Annotated in this window: 21 protein-coding genes; 2 read left to right on the top strand and 19 right to left on the bottom strand. The window is 69.1% G+C overall.

What is annotated here, in order from left to right; translation table 11 throughout:
- Positions 1–16: 16 nt before the first annotated feature.
- Positions 17–625 carry a hypothetical protein gene (locus tag EV647_RS34125; protein WP_134010487.1) on the top strand — a complete coding sequence of 203 codons (609 nt, stop codon included), beginning with the start codon at positions 17–19 and terminating at the stop codon, positions 623–625.
- Here the strand turns inward: EV647_RS34125 and EV647_RS34120 are convergent.
- The 16 genes from EV647_RS34120 to EV647_RS34045 form a co-directional block, all read right to left on the bottom strand.
- Complete coding sequence (locus EV647_RS34120; protein WP_134010485.1) at positions 608–1,336, bottom strand: peptidylprolyl isomerase; 729 nt, start codon at positions 1,334–1,336, stop codon at positions 608–610. The genes EV647_RS34125 and EV647_RS34120 overlap by 18 nt on opposite strands.
- Positions 1,336–4,629 (bottom strand): GH92 family glycosyl hydrolase, encoded by a 3,294-nt coding sequence (locus tag EV647_RS34115; RefSeq protein WP_238177544.1) that lies wholly within the window; start codon positions 4,627–4,629, stop codon positions 1,336–1,338. Before EV647_RS34115 ends, EV647_RS34120 begins: the two co-directional genes overlap by 1 nt.
- A 205-nt stretch (positions 4,630–4,834) precedes the next feature.
- The gene (locus EV647_RS34110) at positions 4,835–5,752 is read right to left on the bottom strand and encodes a hypothetical protein (RefSeq protein ID WP_134010481.1); all 918 of its coding nucleotides are present in this window, start codon (positions 5,750–5,752) and stop codon (positions 4,835–4,837) included.
- Positions 5,753–5,849: 97 nt separating this feature from the next.
- Complete coding sequence (locus EV647_RS34105) at positions 5,850–6,500, bottom strand: NUDIX hydrolase (protein ID WP_134010479.1); 651 nt, start codon at positions 6,498–6,500, stop codon at positions 5,850–5,852.
- Positions 6,497–8,242 carry a CTP synthase gene (locus EV647_RS34100; RefSeq protein ID WP_134010478.1) on the bottom strand — a complete coding sequence of 582 codons (1,746 nt, stop codon included), beginning with the start codon at positions 8,240–8,242 and terminating at the stop codon, positions 6,497–6,499. The genes EV647_RS34105 and EV647_RS34100 overlap by 4 nt, the downstream gene beginning before the upstream one ends.
- Positions 8,243–8,263: 21 nt before the next feature.
- On the bottom strand, positions 8,264–9,289 hold the full coding sequence (locus tag EV647_RS34095) for a glycosyltransferase family 4 protein (RefSeq protein WP_134010476.1): 1,026 nt from the start codon (positions 9,287–9,289) through the stop codon (positions 8,264–8,266).
- Positions 9,286–10,863, bottom strand: coding sequence for a murein biosynthesis integral membrane protein MurJ (gene murJ, locus EV647_RS34090; RefSeq protein WP_238177543.1), 1,578 nt, complete (start codon positions 10,861–10,863; stop codon positions 9,286–9,288). The genes EV647_RS34095 and murJ overlap by 4 nt, the downstream gene beginning before the upstream one ends.
- The gene (locus tag EV647_RS34085; protein ID WP_134010474.1) at positions 10,842–11,651 is read right to left on the bottom strand and encodes a hypothetical protein; all 810 of its coding nucleotides are present in this window, start codon (positions 11,649–11,651) and stop codon (positions 10,842–10,844) included. The genes murJ and EV647_RS34085 overlap by 22 nt, the downstream gene beginning before the upstream one ends.
- 1 nt (position 11,652) lies before the next feature.
- Positions 11,653–12,600 (bottom strand): copper transporter, encoded by a 948-nt coding sequence (locus EV647_RS34080; protein ID WP_134010472.1) that lies wholly within the window; start codon positions 12,598–12,600, stop codon positions 11,653–11,655.
- Positions 12,597–13,778 (bottom strand): putative cytokinetic ring protein SteA, encoded by a 1,182-nt coding sequence (gene steA / locus EV647_RS34075; RefSeq protein ID WP_134010470.1) that lies wholly within the window; start codon positions 13,776–13,778, stop codon positions 12,597–12,599. The genes EV647_RS34080 and steA overlap by 4 nt, the downstream gene beginning before the upstream one ends.
- A 110-nt stretch (positions 13,779–13,888) precedes the next feature.
- Positions 13,889–15,619 carry a DNA repair protein RecN gene (recN, locus tag EV647_RS34070; RefSeq protein ID WP_134010468.1) on the bottom strand — a complete coding sequence of 577 codons (1,731 nt, stop codon included), beginning with the start codon at positions 15,617–15,619 and terminating at the stop codon, positions 13,889–13,891.
- Complete coding sequence (locus tag EV647_RS34065) at positions 15,619–16,548, bottom strand: NAD kinase (RefSeq protein ID WP_134010466.1); 930 nt, start codon at positions 16,546–16,548, stop codon at positions 15,619–15,621. Before EV647_RS34065 ends, recN begins: the two co-directional genes overlap by 1 nt.
- Before the next feature lie 12 nt (positions 16,549–16,560).
- Positions 16,561–17,376 carry a TlyA family RNA methyltransferase gene (locus EV647_RS34060; protein ID WP_134010464.1) on the bottom strand — a complete coding sequence of 272 codons (816 nt, stop codon included), beginning with the start codon at positions 17,374–17,376 and terminating at the stop codon, positions 16,561–16,563.
- A gap of 12 nt (positions 17,377–17,388) precedes the next feature.
- Positions 17,389–17,853 carry a hypothetical protein gene (locus tag EV647_RS34055; protein WP_134010462.1) on the bottom strand — a complete coding sequence of 155 codons (465 nt, stop codon included), beginning with the start codon at positions 17,851–17,853 and terminating at the stop codon, positions 17,389–17,391.
- Position 17,854: 1 nt separating this feature from the next.
- A complete protein-coding gene (locus EV647_RS34050; protein WP_134010460.1) occupies positions 17,855–18,373 on the bottom strand; it encodes a polyhydroxyalkanoate synthesis protein PhaF in 519 nt (172 codons plus the stop codon).
- A gap of 159 nt (positions 18,374–18,532) precedes the next feature.
- On the bottom strand, positions 18,533–19,639 hold the full coding sequence (locus tag EV647_RS34045) for an HAD-IIA family hydrolase (RefSeq protein WP_134010458.1): 1,107 nt from the start codon (positions 19,637–19,639) through the stop codon (positions 18,533–18,535).
- A 24-nt stretch (positions 19,640–19,663) separates the two neighbouring features.
- Between EV647_RS34045 and EV647_RS34040 the strand changes: the two genes are divergently transcribed.
- Positions 19,664–20,815, top strand: a complete 1,152-nt coding sequence (locus EV647_RS34040) for a DUF1015 family protein (protein ID WP_134010456.1) — start codon at positions 19,664–19,666, stop codon at positions 20,813–20,815.
- Position 20,816: 1 nt separating this feature from the next.
- On the opposite strand, the gene EV647_RS34035 is transcribed toward EV647_RS34040, so the two are convergent.
- From EV647_RS34035 to EV647_RS34025, 3 genes are read right to left on the bottom strand one after another with little or no spacing between them, the layout of a single operon-like run.
- Positions 20,817–21,671, bottom strand: a complete 855-nt coding sequence (locus tag EV647_RS34035) for a CHAD domain-containing protein (RefSeq protein WP_134010454.1) — start codon at positions 21,669–21,671, stop codon at positions 20,817–20,819.
- Between the two features lie 3 nt (positions 21,672–21,674).
- Positions 21,675–22,703: a hypothetical protein gene (locus EV647_RS34030; RefSeq protein WP_238177542.1), complete on the bottom strand. Its 1,029-nt coding sequence runs from the start codon at positions 22,701–22,703 to the stop codon at positions 21,675–21,677.
- Positions 22,700–23,506 carry a hypothetical protein gene (locus EV647_RS34025; RefSeq protein WP_134010452.1) on the bottom strand — a complete coding sequence of 269 codons (807 nt, stop codon included), beginning with the start codon at positions 23,504–23,506 and terminating at the stop codon, positions 22,700–22,702. The genes EV647_RS34030 and EV647_RS34025 overlap by 4 nt, the downstream gene beginning before the upstream one ends.
- Between the last annotated feature and the right edge of the window lie 818 nt (positions 23,507–24,324).

Raw genomic sequence — 24,324 nt, 5'->3', positions numbered from 1 at the left:
CGGCAGAGTGCGGTCCATGACCGATCTGCCCTCCGACTACCACCGGCGGCTTCCGTACGGCGAACGCGTGTCGGCCGAACCGTTGCTCGGCGAACCGTTCTTCCCGTTCGAAGGCGACCTCCAGGTCGTGCCGCTGGCCGATCCCGTGCTGCCCGAACCACCGCGACGCGGCGAGGACGGCGGCCCGCCGTGCCTGAAATGTGCGGATCCGGACCGGTCCGTGATCTGGCGCGACGACCAGTGGGCGCTGAAGGTGTTCGAGCCTACCGGCCTGCCGCTGGTCGCGCTCCTGGAGCCGCACGAGCACTACCGCCTCGACAATCTGCCTCCGGAGCTGACCGCCACCCTCGGCTCGATGATCCAGCGCGTGGCGAAAGCGATCCAGAGCATCGACAGCGTCGGCCGGACGCATTTCAGCCGCTGGGGTGACGGCAGCGAGCACTTCCACCTGTGGTTCCTCGCCCGCCCCCTCGGCATGATGCAACTCCGCGGCGCGATGATCGCCGCCTGGGACGACATGCTCCCGAAGATCCCCGCCGGCGAATTCACCGCGAACAGCCGGCTGGTCGCCGCCGCCCTCGCGGAGGACGGCGGCGAGGCCGTGGGTTCAGCGGGAGCCGAGTGACCGCGCGACGATGATGTCGGTCCTGCGCACCGGCGGGCCGTCGACCGGTGCCGGGTCGTCGGGCGTCGGTGCGATCCCGCCGGCCGCCACCCGGTCGAGTGTGGCGAGCCCGAGGCGGTCGACCGAACCGAAAACGGTGTAGTCCGGCCGCAGCCGCGAGTCCCCGAAGACCAGGAAGAACTGCGACCCGTTGGTGTTCGGGCCGGCGTTCGCCATTGCCAGCGTGCCGCGGGCGTACACCTTCCGCGTCCCGGTCGGGTCGTCCGGCCAGTTCGGCAGGTCGGTGGGCAGTTCGTCCTTGTACGAGTAGCCCGGCCCGCCCTCGCCAGTACCGCTCGGGTCACCGCACTGCAGCACCTTCAGCGTCGGGTACAGCGTGAGCCGGTGACAGGTGGTGAAGTCGTAGAACCGGCTCTTCGCCAGGTGCAGAAAGCTCTGCACCGTGCACGGCGCCTTCGCGCGGTCCAGCGACAGCAGCATCGGTCCCTGGCTGGTCGCGACGACGACCTTGACGATCCCCTTGTCCGGTGTGGGTTCCGGGTCGGGCGGTAGCGACACCGGACGGGCAGGCGGCTCGTCGGGCGTCACTGTGTAGCCGCATGGTCCTTTGGTGCTCCCCGGCGTACTGGCAGCGTCGGCCGGTTGTGTGCCGACCAGCAGGCTAGCTCCTGTCAGCACTGTCAGCACTGCGATCGCGATGGTCTTCCTCATCAAGAATTCCCTCCCGCAACGGTGAAGAGTCGTAGGTCACGATTCTCGGGCAGCGTGATGCTGACCGGGGTCTGCGTCAACGTCACAGGTGCCGTGGCGAAGATGTGCGTGGTGACGTTGTCCTTTCCGCCGCCGGATTCGTTGCGGTACGGCGTGGTTGCGACGATCACGTTGCCGTAGTGGAGGGTGTCGCCGCCACCGCCCAGGGTCCAGTCGCTGAAGGACAGGTCGATCTGCGACGTCGTACCGTCCGCGTAGTTGAGCGTCGCGGTCGTCTGCTGATTGCCGTTGACCGCGCTGCCGATGAAGGACAGCTTCGTCGTACCGGCGGGCAGGTTCAGGTTGAGCAGCTGTCCGTCGGCCGGCACGTTGTCCGGGTCGCCGGCGGGTACGTCGGGCCACGTGAAGCTGAGGCCCTGGACCGTCCCTGTGCCGCCTGCCGTCAGACCGGCTGCGGCCAGCGCCTGACGTGAGTAGCTGACGCCCCCGCCGTCGTAGTCCGCCTCGGTGTGGTCGCTGCTGTCATCAGAGATGCCCACGCCTTCACGTAGTACGAAGAACGAGTTCGGTTGCCCCACGACCACAGTGAAACCGACCTGTGGCAAGGCGGTTCCGTCAGCCGCCTTCATCTCCACTGTGACGGGGTAGCGGCCGTCCGGCGTACCAGCGGCGGCCGTGATCGTCACTGACGCGCTACCGACCTTGTCGACGTGGAACGTGCCGGTAGTAGGTGTCGCTGTGAGACCAGCAGGTGTTTTCAACGTGTAGCTGACATCCTGCGCCGTACCGCTCAGCCGGTGAGCCTGCAGCGCTACGGGTGCACTAGTAGTGCCAGGCGCGATTACCACGCGGCTGGTGTCGGTAGAGGTCTGGAACGGGATCTCGCCGGTCCGCCAGGACGGCGGTGCGTCCTTCGCACCCCAGGTCTTGTTGGGCGTCATACCGAGTGTGAAGTCCAGCGTCCCACCACGCTGCACGAACGACTCCGGAAGCCACGGCTTGGTCGAGGTCTTCCCGTTCACCTTCAACGACTGCACGTGCTGCGCATCCGCACCCGGAGCGTTGATCCGGATGGTCTTGCCGTCCCGGTGGATCACCGCCCGCGGGAACAGGGGTGCCGCGACCTGGAGCTCCGCACGGCTCGGTACGTCCGGGTAGAGGCCCAGGGCGGTCCACACGTACCAGGACGACATCGCCCCGAGATCGTCGTTCCCCGGGATCCCACCGGTGCTGGTGTTCCACAGCTGGTTCATTGCCTGCCGCAACGTCTCTTGCGTCTGGTACGGGCGGCCGGTGTAGTTGTAGATCCAGGGCGTGTTGATCGACGGCTCGTTGTCCATCTCGGCGTGCAGTTCGCCCGCACCGGTCAGCGCCCAGGTCCCGTCCGGGTTCTTGAAGAACGCATCCAGCCGCTGGTTCACGGCGTCCGTACCGCCCATCGCGTCGACCAGACCGGCCCGGTTGTGCGGCACCATCCAGCTGTACTGCGCACTGCTCCCCTCGGCGAACCCGTCGTACGTCGACGGCGTGAAAGCGGGCCAAGCGCCGTTGTCGTCCCGGTTCTGGATGTAGCCGCCGTTGGCCGGGTTGAACACGTTCTGCCAGTACTGCGACCTGGTGAGGAACTTCTCGTACGTCGATGTGTCGCTGGTCCCCTGAGCCAGCCGGAGCGCGAGCTGAGCCAAGGCGAAGTCGTCAGTCACGTCCTCGAGCGTCTCGACCGCACCACCCCAGGCGTTGGACTTCGTGGGGATGTAATGCAGCGCCAGGTACTTGTCCAGCGACGGGCGCTGCCCGATCGACATGACCGGCTTGCCGGCCGAGCTGAGGTCCTTCGCGGTCGGCACGGTCGCTGCCTTCACCAGCGAGCGCAGTGCGCCGCGGGCGTCGAAGTTCGTACCACCGAACGCGTAGATGCCGGCCACAGCTGGTGCGGACGGGTCGCCGGTCATCACCGCCGTACTGCCGGACGCGTGCGTCCATCGGTCCCAGATGCCGTCGTTCTGCGTGGCCTGGTTCAACAACGACTGCGCGATGTCTCCGGCGCGCTCGGGCTCGAGCAATGTAACTAGTTGCAGTTGCGACCGGTAGACGTCCCAACCGGAGAACGTCGCGTACTGCGCCTGCTGCCCGCGCGAGAGGTAGTGCGGTTTCTGGTCGAAACCCCAGTACTGACGGTTGACGTCGCTGAACACGTTCGGGTGCAGCTGGGCGTGGTACAGCGCGGTGTAGAACATGGTGCGCTGGTCCGTCGTACCGCCGGTGATCTCGATCCGGTGGAGCTGCTTTCGCCACGTCTGCTTGGCTTTCGCGGCCGTGACGGCGACCGACGTACCGCGCGGGTTCTCGGCGCGCAGGTTCGCCAGAGCGTTGGCGGTGCTCACGTAGGAGATGCCGATCCGCATCGTCACCTTGTCGCTGTCGAACCCGACGTACCCGCCGGATCCCTTGTTCGGCGGCATCCACCCATCGGCGCCGTACGTCGTACCGCCGCGAGCGCTCGTGCTGCCCGGTGTCACCGTGGTGTCGGTCCAGGTGCCCTGGTTCCTGAACGGCTGGTCGAACTCGGCGACGAAGTGCAGCGTGTAGTAGCTGCGCCGCCCGACGCCGGCCAGGTAGCCGCAGAAGTTCCCGCTCGTCACCGACCCGCTGACCGTGCGACGGGCCGCGTCGATACTGACCTGCGCGTCACTGGAGCCGACCTCGGAGTTCGACGTACGGAACATCAACGTCTTGGCCTTGTCCGCCGGGAACGTGAACGCCGCCGACCCGGTCCGTGTGGTCGCACTCAACTCCGCGGTCACCCCGGAGTCCAGACCGACCTTGTAGTACCCCGGCTTCGCGACCTCGTTCGCATGGCTGTACGTCGACGCGTAGAGCTCGTCCTTCGCATCACTCTGCGGCGAACTCGTCACCTCACCCGCCAACGGGAAGATCGGGATGTCTCCCGATCCACCCGCACACCCGGTGCCGCTCATATGCGTCAGGCTGAACCCACGAATCTTGCTCGCCGAGTACAAGTACCCGCCCGGAGCGGCCGTCCGGTACGCATTCCCCCGACTCGCCTCCGGACTGAACGAGAACATCCCGAACGGTACGACGGCCCCCGGAAACACGTTCCCCGCATTCGACGTACCCACCAACGGATCCACCTGCTCAGTCGGATCCAAGGAACTACTGGTGATCCGGCTACTCCCGACGGCCTCCGGCGTGCGCAGACCAGCAACCAGCGGATCGGGCGGCGTCGCCGTCGTCGGATGATCGCTGGAGCCGGGCGGCGCCGGCGTGGGCACGGCATGAGCTTGCGGAGCGAGAGCCACGAGCACAGCACCGGCAAGCAGCAAACGCGCAGGCCGAAACACACCAGAACGACGCATGGGCGGACCAACCTTCAAGGATGGGTGACATCGTTGTCAGCAACAAGTACCCGCACCGACCGCAGCCGGTCAACCCCTCCGCGTAGTTCCGGAACCGCCGACTACGTCCCCGGCTCCAGGGTCAGCGACCGAAACTGGTCCACTTGTGCGGCCGCTCTGCCGCGGATTTGCGCGCTCCGGTGGCCGATGGCCGGACGGATTGCTGCGCTGCCACCGCGTTGAGGGTTTCCTTCACGGTCCGGGCCGAGTCGTCGACGCGCTCGCACACTGCGGCCACTCGCCTCTGGACCTCGGACGTCTCGAGATGCGGTTCCTGGGAGAGTTGCTGGAACTCGGTGCGGATGTCGTCGGTCAATCGCGCGCGCAGGTCCGCCAACGCGTCCCGCGCCGGCTCGAAGTTCTCCCGCAGGTGCGCTGCCAGTTTCGCGTCGACAACACTTTCGAAGACCTGCTCCCGCGGCACCTTGAGCAAGCTCCTGACCGCGTTGTCGGGCCAGTCACCGTGCGCCCGCGCGTACTGAGCGGCGAGCGCCAGCGCCGCGTCCCGGGCGACCGGACGCTCAGGCTCATCCGTCGGGACCTGCCGAAGGCTCGTGCCGAGCTCGGGATTGAGCCGGTAGCAGATCCGGTCGCCGTTGATGGCCCAGTCCGCGTGCCGCAGCCCGTCGTTCAGGAACCGATCCGCTGCGTTGCCGGCATCAAGTCGCATCTGGAGGGGTCTGCCCGCTTCGGTCGCACGGTCCTCGAGGCGCTTGTCCAGCGCCGTGAAGGTGACAGCCCGGATCGCGTGCCTGAGCTCGGTCACCTCGTCGGTCGTGAGCGAGTGAGGTCGCTCCGCGGCTGTCTCGAAGGCACGACCGACCGCGTCGTCGAACACCATCGAGCCGTCGTCTCGTGCTGCCCCCACAGGACCGGCCGACGGGTCGAACGACACAGCGGCCGTGTTGTGATGGATCATCACTTCGCCACCGTCGATGACATTCACCACGAGCTTGTCGAGGATTCTCTTCGCACCGGGCGATGGCTGCCACGTGCTCATGAACCGGTCTCCGTCCGCTCGCCGTCGGTCATCTCAGCGACGCTAGCGAGCAGGCAGGCCACTCTCCACGGGGGGCGGGTAACGATGTCTCAACAGGTCAGCGATCCTTCGCCGGCCACGAGGCGTCGGCCGGGCGGAGGGTTTCGAAGCCGGGGCCGTTGAGGGCGGTCCAGGCGGCGAGGGCGCCCATGATGAGGATGGGGTTCTGGAGGTGGCCGGCGAGGGCGGCGCCGACAACGTCGACGAGAGGGGCCCAGACGGTTTCCATGTCGGCTTCCTCGTGCACCCTCTCGAACGACTCCGGCGCCGGTGACAGGTCGCGGGCCAGGAAGATCCGGACCGCCTCGTTCGTCAGGCCGGGTGAGGTGAACGCGTCGACGAGGATCCGCCAGTCGGCGGCCTTGGTCGCGGTCTCCTCCCACAGCTCACGCTCGGCGCCCAGGCGGTACTGCTCCCCCTGGACGTCGAGCAGCCCGGCCGGCGCCTCGAGCAGCTTGTGGCCGACCGGGTGCCGGTACTGACGCACGAGCAGCATCCGGTTGTTCTCGTCGAGCGCGACCACGCCGACAGCTCCGGGATGTACGACGACGTCCCGCGTGAACTGCTCACCGACAGGCGGTTCGATGGTGTCCCGGCGTACCGAGATCACCCGGCCGGTCTCGTGCACGGTCTCCGAGGCGGAGACCGGCCAGCGCTCGGGCCGATCCGCCAGCCCGGCGCCGAACCGGAGCTCCGGGTAGTCGGTCATCGCGCCTTGACCGTCTCAGCCTTGGCCTTCTCTGCACCGGACTTCTCAGTACCGGTCTTCTTGGCCACCGGCTTCGGGTCCTCGACCGGGAGCCGGGACTCGCGCTGCCGCTCGATGGCGGCCGCAACCAGCCCGGAGAAGAGCGGGTGCGGCTTGGTCGGCCGCGACCGCAGCTCCGGGTGCGCCTGCGTGGCCACGAAGTACGGGTGCACGGAGCGGTCCAGCTCGATGAACTCGACCAGCTCGTTGTCCGGGGACAGGCCGCTGAACACCAGCCCGGCGGTCTCCAGCTTGTCCCGGTACGCGTTGTTGACCTCGTAGCGGTGCCGGTGCCGCTCCTGTACCGACGGGGCGCCGTACAGCGAGCGGACGATCGAGCCGTCGGCCAGGTTCGCCGGGTACAGACCGAGGCGCATCGTGCCGCCCAGATCGCCGGAGCCGTCGACGATGTGCTTCTGCTCCTCCATCGTCGCGATCACCGGCTGCTCCGCATCCGGGTCGAACTCGCTGGAGTTCGCCTGGTCGAGACCGGCGAGGTCACGCGCCACCTCGATCACCATGCACTGCAGGCCGAGGCACAGCCCGAGGATCGGGATGCCCTGCTCACGGGCGTACCGGATCGCGCCGATCTTGCCCTCGATCCCGCGCACCCCGAACCCGCCCGGGATGCAGACCGCGTCGACGTCGCCGAGCAGCCGGGCTGCGGCCTCGGGCGTGGCGCACTCGTCGGAGGCGATCCAGCGCAGGTTCACCCGGGCGTCGTTGTCGAACCCGCCCGCACGCAGCGCCTCGGCGACCGACAGGTACGCGTCCGGCAGGTCGATGTACTTGCCGACCAGCGCGACCGTGACCTCGTCCTTCGGGTGGTGCACGACCCGGAGGAGCTCGTCCCACCGGGTCCAGTCCACGTCGCGGAACTGCAGGTTCAGCCGGCGGACGACGTACGCGTCCAGGCCCTCGGCGTGTACGACCTTCGGGATGTCGTAGATCGACGGCGCGTCCACCGCGGCCACGACCGCTTCGACGTCGACGTCGCACATCAGCGAGATCTTGCGCTTCACGCTGTCCGGGATCGGCCGGTCGGCGCGGCACACGATCGCGTCCGGCTGGATACCGATCGACCGCAGCGCGGCGACCGAGTGCTGGGTCGGCTTGGTCTTCAGCTCACCACTGGGTGCCATGTACGGCACCAGCGAGATGTGCAGGAAGAACACGTTGTCGCGGCCGACGTCGTGCCGGACCTGCCGGGCCGCCTCGAGGAACGGCAGCGACTCGATGTCGCCCACAGTGCCGCCGATCTCGTGCAGTACGACGTCCACGTCGGGGCCCGCCATCGCGAGCATCCGTTCCTTGATCTCGTTGGTGATGTGCGGGATCACCTGGACCGTGTCGCCCAGGTACTCGCCGCGGCGCTCCTTGGCGATCACGCTCGAGTAGATCTGGCCGGTGGTCACGTTCGCGACCTGGGAGAGGTCCCGGTCGAGGAAACGCTCGTAGTGGCCGATGTCCAGGTCGGTCTCGGCGCCGTCGTTGGTGACGAACACCTCGCCGTGCTGGAACGGGTTCATGGTGCCGGGATCCACGTTGAGATACGGATCCAGCTTCTGCATCGTGACGCGGATGCCCCGAGCCGTCAGCAGACTGCCGAGGCTGGACGCCGTCAGTCCCTTACCGAGACTGGATGCCACGCCACCGGTGACGAATACGTGCTTGGTCTGCTGCGAATTGGAAGCCCTGTCCACGGGTCTCCAGCCTACCTCTTGTCAACCACCGGCCGCGACGAGACCCGCGTAGATGTCGAGCAGATTCTTTGCCACCGCGTCCTCGTCCATCCATCTGGACGCCAACTCCCGGCCGCGTGTCCGCATAGCGTTCGCGGTCTCGGGCTCCGCCAGGACAGCCCGCACCCCGTCCGCCAGCCCGTCCGCGTCAGCGGGAAACGCCAGTACGGCGCTGTCCCCGACCAACTCGGGTACGCCGCCGACCGCGGTGGCCACGACCGGTACGCCGACCTGCATCGCCTCCTGCAGCACCAGGGCGCGCGCCTCCCAGTGCGATGTGAGCAGAAACACATCGGCCGCACCCAGCAGGTCGGCCACGTCGTTGCGATGACCGAGCAGCCGGACCGGCAGCTCCTCCGCGTCGATCCGCGCCTGCAGGTTGTCCCGCAGCGGCCCGTCGCCGACGACCACGAACACCGCGTCCGGAGTCGACTCGTGTACACGAGCAGCGACGGACAGCAAGGTCGGGTAGTCCTTCTGCGGCGCCAGACGCCCCACGGTGAGCACCATGGGTTGCTCGCCGATCCCCAGCTCCCGCCGTACGTCGGCGCGCCGTGCACGGATCCGTGGCATCGCCGGAGCGGCCACAGGTGCCAGCTGCGCGTTGCGGGCGCCGAGGCTCTTGGCCAGGTCCACCAGGTCGCTGGACGCGCCCAAGGTCAGGTCGGCGCCTCTGGCAACCAGCCGCTGCCCCATCCGCATCACGAGGCCACGTGGTCCTGGCGCGATCACCGCGTTGTGCCAGGTGACGACCAGGGGGCGCAGCCGGGACCTGTCCCGTAGCGCGGTCATGCCGGCGCGGTAGCCGTGCGCGTGGACGACGTCGCAGTCACGCAGCCCGGCCGCTTGGGAGACGATGGTCGCCGGAGCGAACTCGAAGTGCTCGGCCGTGCCAGGAGGAGCGCACACCACCACCTCGTGCCCCGCACTCACGAACCGCGGCACCAGCGAGGCAACGTGCTGCCCGATGCCGCCCCGCGACTCCGCGAGCAGCAGCCCGATCCTCATGGTTTCTCCCGTCGTACGAGTGCGCGGGCGTCCGCGCGATCCAATGCAAGCACGACCACGGCGTACACGACGACGGCGGCGAGCCCGGAGAGGACGGAGAACGCCACTGCTTTGCCGACTCCACCGTCTCCTGCGGGCAGTGCCACCGCCCAGCCAGCCGCGCCGGCCAGCACAGCGCCCGCCAGTGCAGTGAGGTGGGCACGTGGTACTCCGGCCAGTACAGCGGGTCCGGCCTCGCGACGCAGGACGAGGATCAGTGCAACTGCCCCGACGACCATGCCGATCGACATCGCAGCGGACAGCGCCGGTACTGCGTCCCAGCGAGCCGTGAGCACCACGCCGGCAACAGCCACGAGTATCCAGGCCGCGGATGTCACTACGGCCACCTCGCGCCCGCAGTGCCGGGCGTAGAGCACCCGGCCGACATGCATGAGTACGGCGAACCCGATGGCAGCTGGTGCGAATGCGACGAGTCCATTGGCGAGTGAGGTCGCCTTGGCCTCCTGCACCGCGCCGTCGTCGTACGCGAAGATCCTGGCGACGGGTACCGCCGTACCGACGAGCAGTGCGGCACCGGCGCCACCGGCCAGCATCACCGCGCGGGTGGACGCCGCGGCGTAGCGGTCGAAGCCCTCCCCTGCCTCGAACGCTGCTGCCAGACGCGGGAACACAGCTGTGGTGATCGGCACGGCCAGCACCGCGTACGGCAGCAGGTACACCGCATTGGCCCACGTGTAGACGGCAATGCTGCCTGCCACACCACGGTGGTTGGCCAGGTACGTCGTGACGACGAAGGTGAGCTGTTGCGCGACCAGTACTGCCAGGCCGGCGAGTGCGAGCTTCCGCAGCACCGGTCCGACGCCCGGGTCCAGTCGGAGGGTCGGTCTGATCGGCAGGCGGAGCAAGAGCATCGGGACGAGGACTGTGAGGGCTAGTGCGAGGACGCCGGCTGTAGTACCCCAGGCCAGCAGATCAGTGGCGCCTTGCGAGGCCGAATCCGCGTCAGGTGCCGTGCTGGCGAACAGGAAGTAGGTGCCGACGACCACCAGGCTCGAGATCAGCGGCGCCCACGCACCGGCCGCGAAACGCTTGTGGGACTGGAGAACCGCGGTCGCGACCACTGCCACGGCGTACCCGAAGACCTGCGGCACGAAGATCGCCAGCATCCGGGTCGCGGTCGCCGTGGAGCTCGCGCAGTCGGCGCCGGGGTCGAGCATCGCGTCGGTGTACTGCCCCGCCAGAACCCAGGCCAGCAAGGCGACCGGCGCCAGCAGCACGAACGACCAGGACAGCAACGCCCCGATGATCCGCCCTTGCGCCGCCCGATCGCCGCGGGCGACGGGCCCGGCCAGCACGGGGATGACCGCCCCCGCCAGCGCCCCACCGGCGACCACTTCGAAGAGAATGTTGGGCAGCTGATTGGCCGTCGTGTAGGCCTCAGCCAAACAGCCCGCGCCGACAGTTTTCGAGAACACCAACCACCGGCCGAAGCCGACAACCCGCGCCAGAACCGTGACGGCCGCAACAACCAGGGCCGCGCGGGCGAGCCTGCTCACCTGGGTCGACGGCCCCACTGGTCGATCTTGTCGAGGACCGGGGTGTCGGCGATGACCTTGGTGAAGCTGACCTTCTCGCTGGCCAGGTTGAGTCCGACGACAGCCGCCAGCACGAGCGTCTTCAACGGACGCGGGAGCGACGCGGCCAGCGCCGTACCGGTGATGGCGCCGAGGCCGTTCGCGCCGCAGTCGCCCAGCATCGAGCGCTCACCGAGGTCCGACGGGGCGGACGCCGCGGCAGCGCCGACGACGGCACCGGCCGGACCGTTCACGACGGCCAGCGGTGCGTTCAGGGCCGTCACGGCCTTGAGCGCGCGGCCCGGTCGCAGGTCGAGGAGGTTGGTGAGGTTCGCCGTACCGGCGATCAAGGCGCCGTCGGCAACGACCCCGGCGACGGCCTTCACGCCGCGCGACTTCCGCGGCAGCAACGCGGCGGCCGCGAGACCGGCCGCGCCGACCCCGAGGATCTTCACCGCGCCGCTCGTCACCTCGCCGCGCTTCAACGCGCTCAGATGACCGCGGAAACCCTTCGCCTGCGTGGTCCCGCGCAGGTCGTCGTACGCACCGACCGCGCCCGACACCGTGCCGGCCACCAGTGCGGCAGCCTTCACCTTGCCGCTGCCGCGGGACACCGCGACGCCGGCGAGCGCACCGAGCACCGCCACCGGACCTTCGAGCAGCGTCACCGATTCACCGCGGTGGTTGGTGCGCTCGAACGGCTGCCGAGTCTCCTTCGGCAGCTTCTCCGCCGCACGCTCGAGCCCGGCAGTAGCGGCCGCCGCGATGGCGGCGCTCAGAATTCCCACGTCAGTTGTCCTTCGTCTGTACGGCCGACGGCGCGACGCCGTTCTTCGCGTTGATCGCGCCGTACTGCCCCGCCTTGCCCTCCGCCTGCTCGACCAGCGAGAAGACGACGGTCGCCTGTCCGGCGGGGATGTCGGCCACGTCCACCGAGGAAACGATCTTGGTGGCCTCGGAGTCACTCCGCAAGGCCTTGACGATTCCGCCGTCGGCCGCGGTCTCCGGCGTCCCCGCGACCACGACGCCGGCGCTGCCGGTGTCCAGGCCCTCCAGGAAGTCCACACTGTCGTTGTACGTCGAGTTGTCCGGCACCGGCGTCGGCGGCTTCGCCGCGATCACGACGACCAGCGTCGCCCGGTCCTTGATCTGCGACGGCTTCAGCGACAGCAGCTTCGCGCCGGTCATCCCGCTGATCACCTTGGTCGAGTCCGCGTCGCCGGTCTTGCCGTCCTCCTTGGCCGCGATCCCGCGGGCCAGCAGCAGCCCGGCCCGCTGGTACGTCGTACTGTCCGTCGGGATCTGCATGTCGGCGGTGACCAACTGGTTGACCAGCGACTCGACCAGCTGCCGCTGACCGGTGTCGAACAGCTTCGCGTCCAGCGCGACCTTCGTGGTCACGACGGCGCCGGCCTTCTCCACCTCGTCCTGCACGCTGTTCGTCAGGTCGTTGTCGGCGTTGGGCATCGTGACGATCGCGATCTTCTTGTTCGCCAGCTTGCCGGTGGTCATCCCGGCGGTCACCTTGGCGACGTAGTCGTCGCGGTACTTGTCGAGCGCCTTCAGCTGCACCAGTTCGGCGCGGGCGTCGGACAGCTGCTGACGGTCCTTCTCGGCCTGGCTCGCGACGAAATCCTTGCCGGTGCTCTTCAGCGGTCCGGCGCCGAGCACCACACCGGCGCCCAGGGCGAAGAAGATCGCCACGATCGAGACGATGTGGTAGCGAAAGTCGATCACGTGAAAAGCTCCCGGATCCAGTAGACGAAGTCGCCCCAGCGCGCCCGCAGGATCGACCAGACGACGTCGTCGGCCCCGATGGCGACCATCGCCACCCCGACCGCGAACAGGCCGGCCGCCATCAAGGCGACCACCTGGAACGTCGAGACCCGGCTGCGGTACAGCCGGGAGACGCCCTTGGCGTCGACCAGCTTGGCACCGACCCGCAACCGGGTGATGAACGTGCTCGCCATGCCGGGGCGCCCCTTGTCGAGGAACTCCACCAGCGAGTTGTGGGTGCCGACCGCGACGATCAGCGAGGCGCCCTTGGAGTCGGCCAGCAGCATCGCGATGTCCTCGCTGGTGCCGGTGGCCGGAAACTCGATCGATTCCACGCCGAGCCGCTCGAGCCGCTCGGCGCCCGGCGCACGGCCGTCACGGTACGCGTGCACGACCACCTCGGCGCCGCATTTCAGGGTCTCGTCCTTCACCGAGTCCATGTCGCCGAGGATCAGGTCCGGGACGAACCCGTTCTCGACCAGCGCGTCCGCACCGCCGTCGACCCCGATCAGCACCGGCCGGTACTCGCGGATGTAGGGCTTCAACGCGACCAGGTCCTCGCGGTAGTCGTACCCGCGGACGACGATCAGGACGTGCTTGCCCTCCATCGGCGTGTGGATCGCCGGTACGCCGACACCGTCGAGCAGCAGGTCCTTCTCGCGACGCAGGTACTCGAGCGTGTTCGCGGTGAACGCCTCGAGCTGGGCGGACAGCCCGGAGCGGGCGTCGTCCATCAGCTCCGCGACCGACTTGCTGTCCTGGGCCATGCCCTTCGCGACCGCCTCGTGGCCGCGGTACAGCGTGGCGTCGTCGAGCCGGACCTGCTCGCCCTCGTGCAGGATCGAGAAGACCTCGCGGCCGACGCCGTCGACGAGCGGGATGCCGGCCTCGACCAGGATCTCCGGACCGAGGTTCGGGTACCGCCCGCTGATCGAGTCGGCGACGTTCACCACCGCCGCGACCCGGCAGTCGACCAGCGCCTCGGCGCTGACGCGGTCCAGGTCGACGTGGTCGATGATGGCGATCTCACCCGGCTTGAGCCGTTTGGTGAGATTCTTGGTACGTCGATCCAGCCGGACCACTCCGGTGACACCGGGTAGTTCAGTGGGTCGTGCTCTCCGCAGGCTGGGCAGTTTCATCGCACCCTCATCCTGCCATGTCAAGAGCCCCTCCCCGGGCCATTTACCCGGCCCGGCCCTTGTTCACGCATCGAATTAACGGTGACTATGGGTGAATCGGGGCGTCAAAATCATCCTTTGGAACGACTCTTCCGGCGCGGTTTGTGCCGCTCGGCGGCCAGTGCGAGCAGCTCCTCGGCGTGCGCCTGCGCGGCGTCGGAGTTCTCCAGGCCGGCCATCATCCGGGAGAGTTCCTTCAGCCGGGCGTCGTCGTCGAGCGCGATCAGGCCGCTGGTGGTGACGGATCCGTCGTCGCTCTTCAGCACGACGGCATGACGGTCCGCGAACGCCGCGACCTGCGGCAGGTGCGTCACCACGATCACCTGGGTCTTCTCCGCGAGCCGGGCCAGCCGCTTGCCGACCTCGACCGCCGCGCGGCCGCCGATCCCGGCGTCGATCTCGTCGAACACCAGAGTGGGCACGGGGTGCGTGTCCGACAGGATCACCTCGAGCGCGAGCATCACCCGCGACAACTCACCGCCGGACGCCGCCTTCTGCAGCGGGCGCGCCGGACTCCCCGGGTTCGCCGCGAAGCAGAACTCGACCTCGTCGATCCCGAACGGTCCGGCCGTGGCCTCGTGCACCTCGACCGACAGCTTCGCGTGCGGCATCGCCAGCCCGGTCAGCTCCTCGGACACCGCGACGCCGAGCCGTGCGGCCGCCTCGATCCGTGCTTCCCGCATCTGCCGGCCCAGGTCCGCGAGTTTCGCGTCCAGCTCGGCCAGCTCGGCCGTCAACTGCTCGACGCGCTCGTCGCTGCCGTCGAGTTCGGCGAGGCGCTCGGCCGACCGTTTGGTCCATTCGATGACCTCGTCGACCGTGCCGTGCTCAGCGCCGTACTTGCGAATCAGGTTGGTGAGCAACGCCCGTCGCTCGCTCACCACAGCCAGCCGTGCCGGATCGGTGTCGACATCGGCGGCGTACGACGAGAGCTCCTGAGCCAGATCAGCCGCCAGGTAGCCGAGTTCGCCCGCCCGGTCGGCCAGCTCCGCGAGCTTCGCGTCGTGCTCGCGCTCACCGTCAAGGACCTGTTTCGTCAACGCCAGCAGGCCGAGTACGTCGTTCGGCCGGGTGGAGTCGAGATCCTCCGACGCCAGCGCATCCGCCGCGTTCGTGGCCGCCGTACGCAGACCGTCCGCGTACGCGAGGCGATCTTCCTCGGCGGCGAGCTCACTGTCCTCGCCCGGCAACGGCTCCGCCTTCGCGACCTCGTTCAGGCCGAACCGCAGCAGGTCCGCCTCGGCGAGGCGATCACGCTCGCGGGTGGTCAGCTCGGTCAGCTCGGCCTCGACCTCACGGTGCCGCTTGTACGCGGCGGCGTACTCCTGCAGCGGCACCAGAACCGCCTTGCCCGCAAAGGTGTCCAGCGTTTCGCGCTGCCGCGCCGGCTGCAGCAACCGCCACTGGTCCGCCTGGCCGTGGATCGCGACAAGGTCTCCGGAGACCTCGGCCAGCACGGAAACAGGAACGGACGCACCGCCGAGGAACGCTCGCGAACGGCCCTCCGACGACAGCTCGCGAGCGATCAGCAGCTCGTCGTCGTCCAGCTCGCCGCCACGGTCCTCGGCCTGCTGGACGATCGCCCGCGGTACGGCGCTCGCGCGGCCCTCCACGCGCGCCCGCCGCGTCCCGTGCCGCACCAGACCGCTGTCGGCGCGGCCGCCCAGCAGCATGTTCACGCCGGTCACGACCATCGTCTTGCCGGCACCGGTCTCACCCGTGACCGCGGTGAAGCCCGGGTCGAGGTCCAACGTCGCGTCCTCGATCACGCCCAGCCCGGTGATGCGGATCTCCGAAAGCACTATGTCTCCTGTTGGCCGTTGCGTTTGCGCTCGGCGGCCCCACGCCAGCCGAGCACCGGGAGGTCGAACTTCGCCACCAGCCGGTCGGTGAACGGCGCCTCGTGGGCCCGGGCCAGCCGGACCGGCGTCGAACCCCGCCGTACCTGGATCTCGGCGCCGGGCGGCACCTCGACCATCCGCCGGCCGTCGCACCACAACACGCCGCGCCCGTGCCAGGACGGGACCAACTCGATCGACAGCCGCGACGTCGGCGCCACCACGATCGGCCGGGAGAACAACGCGTGCGCGCTGAGCGGCACCATCAGGATCGCCTCGACCTCGGGCCAGACGATCGGTCCGCCCGCGGAGAAGGAGTACGCCGTACTCCCGGTCGGCGTCGCCACCACGACGCCGTCACAGCCGTAGCGGGACAACGGGCGGTCGTCGACCTCGACCAGGACCTCGAGCATCTTCTCCCGGGCAGCCTTCTCGACACTCGCCTCGTTCAGCGCCCAGGTCTCGAAGATCAGTTCGTCGTCCAGCCGTACGTCGACGGCCAGCGTCATCCGCTCCTCGACCGTGTAGCTGCGGTCCACCACGACCTGGACGATCCGCTCCAGGTCGTCGACCTCGGCCTCGGCCAGGAACCCGACGTGGCCCAGGTTCACGCCGAGCACCGGCGTACCGTGCGGGCGGGCGAGCTCGGCGCCGCGCAGGATGGAGCCGTCGCCGCCGAGCACCATGATCAGCTCGACGTCGTTCGCCGCCTTGTCCGGGTCGTCGACGATCTCCACCGGGTCGAGCTTGAGCTCCTCGGCCTCGCCGCCGAGCAGCCGGACCTGCATCCCGGCGTCGGTCAGCAACCGGTGCGCGTCGCGGGCAACCTCGACGGCCTCCTCGCGGCCGGTGTGCGTCACCAGCAGCACGCGCCGCGGCTCCTGCTCAGCCACCCTGCCCCCTCGTCACTGTGGACCGGTCTCGATCGCTGTTTGAAGCATCGTCTCATCGAGGGGCGGTGCTTCCCGGCGTATCCACAGGAAGTATTCGACATTTCCTGACGGTCCAGGTAACGGGCTGGCCGCTACGCCTTCGATTCCCCAGCCCAGGGCCTGTGCCTTGGCGGCGACATTCCGGACCGCCTCGGCCCGCAGTTCGGGGTCGCGGACCACGCCGCCCTTGCCGAGCCGCTCCTTGCCGACCTCGAACTGCGGCTTCACCATCAGCACGAGCTCGCCGTCCGGCTTCACCACTCCGAGCAGCGCCGGCAGCACGAGCGTGAGCGAGATGAAACTCAGGTCGCTGACCACGAGATCCACCGGTTCACCGCCGAGGTCCTCGAGCGTCAGCGTCCGGACGTTGGTCCGGTCCATCACGGTGACCCGCTCGTCGGTCTGCAACGCCCACACCAACTGGCCGTACCCGACGTCGACGGCAATCACGTGCGCCGCCCCGTTGCGCAGCAGTACGTCGGTGAATCCGCCGGTGGACGCACCGGCGTCGAGCGCACGGCGGCCCTTGACCTGGACAGCTGGGAACGCTTCGAGGGCGCCGATCAGCTTGTGCGCGCCACGGCTCGCGTAGCCGGGGTCCTCGTGCTCGGACGTGTCGACAACGATCGGGGCATCCGCACCCACTCCGGTCGCGGGCTTGCCGGCAACGGTCCCGGAGACCTTCACCTTGCCGGCCGCGATCAGTTCGCTCGCGTGCTCACGGGAGCGCGCGAGCCCACGCCGTACCAGCTCGGCATCGAGCCGCGACCGCTTGACTCCTTTGGCCACTCGGCTCTTCCGCTAGTTCCGGTCGCCCTGCTCGGCGTCGGCCTCGACCAAGGCGGTCTGCAGCCGCTCGTGCAGGTCGGCGTACACCTCACCGTGCTCACTCACCGGCTTCTCCCGCAGCTCGTCCAGCCGAGCCATGGTCTCCTCGACCAGTGGATGCCCGCTCTCCTCGGTCGACTCGTCGCTTGCCGGGTCCTCGTACGCCGGGTCCTCGGCGGAGCCTGCCTCGAAGGAGTGCTCGTACTCCTGGCCGGGAGCGCGCGCGAACTCCGGGCCGAACTCGACCGCGGCGGGATCCACGTGCTCCGCCGTCTCTTGGGCTGTCTCCTCGGCCGTGTCCTGCGCCGTGTCCTGGGCACCGGGCTCGGTGTCGTAGTCGGGATGCGCCTGCGTCTCCTCGGACTGGTACGGGTCGAAGGCAGGCTCGACGTCCGGGTCCACGTCCGGTGGGAACTGCTCGCCGGGATGCTCGGTCATGTCAGGCCTTCTTCGCCGTCTTCTTGGCCGGAGCCTTCTTGGCGCCCTTGACAGCTGCCTGCTTCGCAGGTGCCGCCTTGGCCGCATTCTTCGTGGCAGCCTTCTTCGCCGCGACCTTCTTCGCCGCGGGAACCGGGCCCGGTCCGTCCTCCAGCAGCGCGTCACCGACCGGTGCGGCGGCGGGTGCAGCGGCCGCCGGCGTAGCGGCAGCGCGCGCTTCGGCGAGTTCGGTCTCCAGGGTCTTGACCCGACGGGTCAGTGCCGCGACCTCCTCGGAGCGGACGAATCCGAGCCGTGCGACCGCACCCTCGACCTCGTTCGACACGATCGCCTGCAGCAGCTGGCGGTTGCTCTTGCTGGTGGCAACGATCTCGTCGGCCAGGTCACTCGCCTTCGTCGTCAGCGCGTCCGCCCCGGTCTGCTGCAGCAACGCCTTCGCGGCCGCCAGGGCCTTCTGCTTGGTGACCTCGGTCAACCCGTTCGCCAGCTGTACGTAGCCGCGCAGTGCGTCCATCACCATGACTGCCTCCTAGCATCGTTCCCAGCAACGGTATCGCCTCCCCGCCCCAACACCACCCCCCGGCGCCCCGACGCGCAAACCCTCCAACTCGGTGGGCACCCACTCAGCTACCGGGTTGCCCACTGAGAATCTCAGGGGGCAACCCTCCGACTCAGGGGGCTACTTGTCGAGGCCGACGCGGTGGAGGGCCGCGTCCAGGGCGATGTCGTCGGCCGCCGGCGCGGGCTTCGGGCGAGGCCGGCGGCCGCGGGCGGTGGGCTTGGCCGGCTTCGTGGGCTCGGCGGGGGCGTCGACGGCGGCCCAGACCGCAGACAGGATCGCGCGAAGTCCGTCGTACGGCGCTCCCTCGCCCTTCACCGTGACCGCGTTGTTCACGACCTCGGCGGTCCACCCGGCCGACGTGTGCTTCGAGCCGTTGACCGTCACCCCGGGCTGCTTCTCGGCCAGCGCCCCGAGACCTGCGGCGATGTATGTCGGACGCTGGTGCTTCGGCGCCCGCGCCAGGTCGTACGGGTCGTTGACGCCGGTCGCCACCCACAGACTCGCGATCCCGACCGCGTTCGCACCCTCGATGTCGGAGTCCAGCCGGTCCCCGATCATCAACGGGCGCTTGGCTTCCAGCCGTTCGATGCTCGTCTCCAGCAGCGGCGGCTCGGGTTTCCCGGCAACGACCGGGTCCACGTCGACCGCGGCCCGGACCGCCTGCACCAGCGTGCCGTTCCCCGGCGCCTTGCCGGCCGCGGTCGGAATCGTCAGGTCGAGGTTGGTCGCGAACCACTTCGCGCCCTCGTGGATCGCATGCGCGCCGTCGGCGAGCATCACCCAGTTCACGTCCGGGTGGAAGCCCTGGACGACGGCGACCGGCCGCGAGTCACTGGTCCGCACCGGCGTCAGCCCGTACTCCTCGAGCGCGACGAACAGCCCCTCGCCGCCGACCACGAGCACCGGGGACCCCTTCGGGAACTCGCTCGCGATCAGCTTCGCCGCCGCCTGCGCCGACGTCACCACGTCCTCGGCGATCACGTCCAGCCCGAACGACGCGAGGTGCTCGGCAACAATCCCCGCCGGCCGGCTCGCGTTGTTCGTGATGTACCCGATCCGCATGCCTTCCTTGGCGGCCTTGCGGAGGTACTCCGGCGCGTCCGGGACCGGATCCGGCCCGACGTACACCACGCCGTCGAGGTCCAGCAGCGCCACGTCGTACCGGGTCGCGAGCGGTTCGTCACACGCCGAGAGCGGCTGCGGCGTCGTGCGTTCCGCGCTCACGCTTCACCCCGTACGATTCCGCGCATGCTGGATCCTCGGGGGGTGCTGAGACTCGACCCACTGCGTGCCTGGCGGTTCGTGGCGGGCAAGGTCAGCGGGCTCGGCGCCGTCACCTCACCGCCGTACGACGTGCTGGAGCCCGCCATCGTCCGGCGGCTGACTGATTCTGATCTGCACAACATGGTGAGGCTCATCCTTCCACGCGATCCGGACCTCGGTCGCGGCCGGTACGACGAACCCGCGCACCGGCTCGCAAGGTGGCAGCGCGACGGTGTGGTGGTGCAGGACGAGCGGCCCGCGCTGTACGTGTACGAGCAGCGCCTGGGCAGCGCCGTACTGTGCGGACTGGTCGGCTCGCTGCGGCTGGACCCGACGCGGCAAGTAGTGCTCCCGCACGAGGAGGTGATGCCGCATTGGGTCGAGGACCGGCTGCAGCTGATGGAGGCGACAGACGCCGATCTGGAGCCGATTCTGCTCGCGTACGCCGACGGTGGCGCGGCAAGTGATGCTGTGGACGCGGCACGGTCCGGTGAGCCCTGGGTGGAGGCTGAGACGTACAACGGCGCTGAGCACCGCATTTGGCGGATCGACGACCCAGAGGTGCTGGCGACGATCGAGCTGGAGCTGGCCAAACACGAGGCGGTCATCGCAGACGGTCATCACCGGTATGCGGCGTACCTGGAGCGCCAGCTACGCGAGCCGTACCGGCAGACCGCAGAGGCCGGTCTGGCGATGCTGGTCGACTACATCCGGCACCCACTGACCCTGGACCCGATCCACCGCGTCGTACCAGGCCTGGACCTGATGACAGTGCAGTCACGTACGCCGGCGGGCTGGCAGATGCAGCCTGGTCGAGTGGAGGGCGATCCGGACCGCATCTCGATCACGGACGGCTCCAGCTGGCTGACTCTCCACACTGATTCCGAGACGCCTACGGTCGCGCTGCTGCATGAGGTGCTGTTTCCGGCGTGGGGTGTGGTCGAGGACGACCTCACCTTCCACCACACGCTGTCAGACGCACTGGCGCTGGCTGGCCCTCAGCAGGTTGTTGTGGAGCTCGCAGCGCCCCGGATGGACCAGGTACTGCGTTCGGCCGCGCAAGGCGTCGTACTGCCACAGAAGGCCACCTCGTTCGGCCCGAAGCCGCGGGTAGGGCTGCTGTTCCGGACGCTCTGAGTCAGGGGCGGTGGTAGAGACTGAGGAACTGCTCGCGTAAGGGCTTGCGAGCGGCCCGGTGGCGCTCGGTGAGCCGCCCGAGGGTGAAAGAGAGCTCTGGGTCGTCCTGAGCTGCTGCGTCGACAGCCATGGCAGTCAGAGCGTCGGCTGCGGCGCAGTTGTCCTGGTGCTGTCCCAGGAGGTCTTGGTACGTCGCTGCATGCGCTGCGGTCGTCCGTGCTTCGTCACCGAGTACGACGGCGCTCGTGTCGGCGGCGTACCGGACACGCTTCGCCAGGAGCCGTACCTCGTGCCAGTCGTCGTCCGGGGTCCAGGGTTTGAGCTTGTCAGCTGCCTGGGTGAACTTCTCATTGGCGGACCGGAGGAGCTGCGGTAGTACCTCGCTGCAGGGCCTTTCTGCCTTGGCGTTGAGGTCGGGAGCTGCTGCGACGGCCTCGATGGTGGTGAGCAGGTCCTTGGTGGACTCTCCCAGGACCACCTCTGCGGAGCGGGCCGCGGCGCGTTCCAGGCCGAGGGTCAGCGTGGTGAGGATCGTGTCGACGTGTTCCTGGTTGTCCTCGCTCGTGGCGGTTTCGCGGACGAGCGCCGCGATCACCTCGAGATCCCGGGCCTCACCGCACGCCTGCGCGAGCGCGGCCAGGTCGGCTCGCAGCTCGGTCGCCCAGTCGCCGGCCAGCAAGTTGCGGAACAGCTTCAGATCGCTCCGCAACCGCCGGCAGGACACCCGTACCTGGTGGATCGCGTCGTCCTCGGCGTTCTCCACCATCCCGACAGACTTCTCGAGCCGCCGCGCCCCCTTGGCCAGCGCGGTCCCCACCAACACCCCAACCGGCTGGTCCCCCGCCGCGCCCTCCACGCCCTACTCCCCGTCGCCCTTGGACTCCCCGCCCGTCATCTCCCCAACACCCTCGTCACCCTCGCGACCAACCTCACCGAAGTCCCCGGCGTCGTCCACGCCAGCGTCGTCCACCTCGGCGTTGTCCACGTCGTCGGTGTCCACGTCGTCGGTGTCCACGTCCAGATCCGCGTCCTCAGCGGCCACGTCCGTGGTTGTGCCGGTCTCTTCGTCGGCGTCTTCGTCGGCGTCGTCCACCTCGTCGATGTCCACGTCGTCGGTATCCACGTCGTCGGTGTCCACGTCGTCGGTGTCCACGTCGTCGGTGTCCACGTCGATGTCCGCGTCCTCAGCGGTCGCGTCCGTGGTGGTGTCGGTGTCTTCGTCTTCGAAGTACTCGTCGTCGACAACCGTGTCGTCCTCGTCGAGGTCGGTGAACTCGAGGCCCTCGAGCTCGGCAGCCCGCTCGGCCGCACCCGTCACACCGTCACCGTCGACGCCGGCCGCACGGTGGAACCAGACGAGCGCGTCATCGGTCCGCCCAGCCTCCGCCAACGCATCGGCATACGCGTACCGCAGCCGCGGCAGCCACTCGGCCCGCGTCCGCTTCGTCAGCTCCGGCACCTCGAGCATCTGGACCGCCGCCGCAGTCTGACCCTTGTCACGCCGCGCCCCGGCCGCCACGATCAGCAGTTCGACCTGCGTCGCCTCCGACACGTCATGAACGTGCTTGTCCTTGGTCAGCGCCAGCGCCTTGTCCGGCCGCCCGAGCGCCCGCTCACAGTCGGCCATCATCGCGATGACCTCGTGGTTACCCGTCATCCGCCGTACGGCACGGAACTCGGTGAGCGCCTCGTCGTAGTGCTCAGCCAGGTACGCCGTGATCGCCACAGCCTCCCGCACACCACCGAGCCGAGCCGCCAACCGCCGCGCGGTCCGGGCGTGCTGGTACGCGAGCTCCGGGTCGTCGTCGAGGAAACGCCCCGACGCCACCAGATGCTGCGCCACCAGATCCGCCAACGTCCGCGGCAATGACCGCAGCTCAGCCTTCACCCCACGGTCGAGTTCGGCACCCGTGATCCCTTCCGGAATCTTCGGATCATCGCGCCGCGGCCCAACCCTCTCCTCACGATCCTCCCGACGAGGCCCACCCCGCCGCTCATCACGCCCACCGGACCCGCGCCGCTCGTCACGCCCACCAGACCCGCGCCGCTCGTCGCGACCCTCGAAGCCACCACGCTCGTCCCGACCTCCGGAACGCCCACGCGCATCCCCGGCCGGACGCCCACGCGAGTCTCCCCGGTCATCCCGCCGGAACGGAGCACGCTCGCCCCGCCCAGGCCCACCGGCCCGAACAGGCCCACGCCCACGAGAATCCCCACGCTCATCCCGCCGAGCCCCACGGTCGTCCCCCGACCGCTCATCCCGCCGGAACCCACCACGCTCACCACCACGATCACCACCACGATCGTCCCGCCGAGCCCCACCGCGGTCATCACGATCGTCACGCCGATACCCACCACCGCCAGCGCCACCACGGTCATCCCGCCGGTATCCACCGCGGTCATCGCCCCCGCGATCGTCACGCCGGTACCCGCCGCGGTCGTCACGTCCGCGATCATCGCGTCCGCCGTCCGCACGGTCATCGCGTCGGTATCCACCGCGCTCACCACCGCGCTCATCACGACGGAACCCGCCGCGGTCGTCACCCCCGCGATCGTCACGCCGGTATCCACCACCGCCAGCACCGCCACCACCGGCGCCACCACGGTCATCCCGCCGATACCCGCCTCGGTCATCGCCCCCGCGATCGTCACGCCGGAAGCCACCGCGGTCATCACGACCCCGGTCGTCACGGCCGCCGCGGTCGTCTCGCCGGGAGCCGGCTACGCCGCGTCCCGCACCAGGCCCGCGCCCCGAACCGCCCCGATCATCGCGCCGGTACCCACCAGACCGATCGTCCCGCCCACCCTGGCCGGACATCTGACCTCCGAACGGGTCCCGCGCAGACTTGTCATCACCTCGAGAACCGACAAACCCCCGCCTGTTCTCGGAAGAACTCTCATCCCGGTACGACGAACTGCCCGAGCCACCCGAACGCCCACCGGCAATCCCGCTCCGCCGACTCGGCGCCCCACCACTACGACCCGCAGAACCTCCGCGGCTACCGCCACCAGCACCGGATCCGCCACGCCCCGCACCAGAACCAGAACGGCCAGCTCCAGAGCCAGAACTACCCGTCCCGGAACCACCACGACCGGTCCCGGAGCCGGTCCAACCGGATCCAGAACCAGAACGACCGCCACCCGAGCCCGAGCGACCCGCTCCAGAGCCCGAACGGCCGGCGCCGGAGCCCGAGCGGCCGGACGAGTTCGAACGACCCGAGTCCGAGCGTCCACCACCGGACCCGCCTGAGCGGCCCGCCCCTCCGGACGAACCGCGTCGGTCCCCTGAACCGGACCGAGGATTGCGAGGTGGCGTGGCCACGGTGACTCCTAACGATGCTGAAGAGCAGTAATCGGACAAACGTTACCGCGCCCGCAGCGGGAGGTGACGTCCTGGTCGGCGGCCGCCGACCTCCACAAATGTTAAGGGCCACCCCTCGCGGGGTGGCCCTTAACAGTGTGAATGTCCGGCGGCGTCCTACTCTCCCACGACCTCCCGGTCGCAGTAC

Origin of the sequence: Kribbella sp. VKM Ac-2566 (assembly GCF_004366005.1) — a bacterium.
Lineage (GTDB): Bacteria > Actinomycetota > Actinomycetes > Propionibacteriales > Kribbellaceae > Kribbella > Kribbella pratensis.
Note: the sequence above shows the minus strand (reverse complement) of the source record. Positions and strands in the feature narration are given on the sequence as shown.

What these genes read in the sequence shown, in the direction of transcription:
- EV647_RS34125 (WP_134010487.1), top strand. Translation starts at nt 17, where the DNA reads ATGACCGATCTGCCCTCCGACTACCACCGGCGGCTTCCGTACGGCGAA.
- EV647_RS34120 (WP_134010485.1), bottom strand. Translation starts at nt 1,336, where the DNA reads ATGAGGAAGACCATCGCGATCGCAGTGCTGACAGTGCTGACAGGAGCT.
- EV647_RS34110 (WP_134010481.1), bottom strand. Translation starts at nt 5,752, where the DNA reads ATGAGCACGTGGCAGCCATCGCCCGGTGCGAAGAGAATCCTCGACAAG.
- EV647_RS34105 (WP_134010479.1), bottom strand. Translation starts at nt 6,500, where the DNA reads ATGACCGACTACCCGGAGCTCCGGTTCGGCGCCGGGCTGGCGGATCGG.
- EV647_RS34095 (WP_134010476.1), bottom strand. Translation starts at nt 9,289, where the DNA reads ATGAGGATCGGGCTGCTGCTCGCGGAGTCGCGGGGCGGCATCGGGCAG.
- steA (WP_134010470.1), bottom strand. Translation starts at nt 13,778, where the DNA reads ATGAAACTGCCCAGCCTGCGGAGAGCACGACCCACTGAACTACCCGGT.
- EV647_RS34055 (WP_134010462.1), bottom strand. Translation starts at nt 17,853, where the DNA reads ATGACCGAGCATCCCGGCGAGCAGTTCCCACCGGACGTGGACCCGGAC.
- EV647_RS34050 (WP_134010460.1), bottom strand. Translation starts at nt 18,373, where the DNA reads ATGGTGATGGACGCACTGCGCGGCTACGTACAGCTGGCGAACGGGTTG.
- EV647_RS34040 (WP_134010456.1), top strand. Translation starts at nt 19,664, where the DNA reads ATGCTGGATCCTCGGGGGGTGCTGAGACTCGACCCACTGCGTGCCTGG.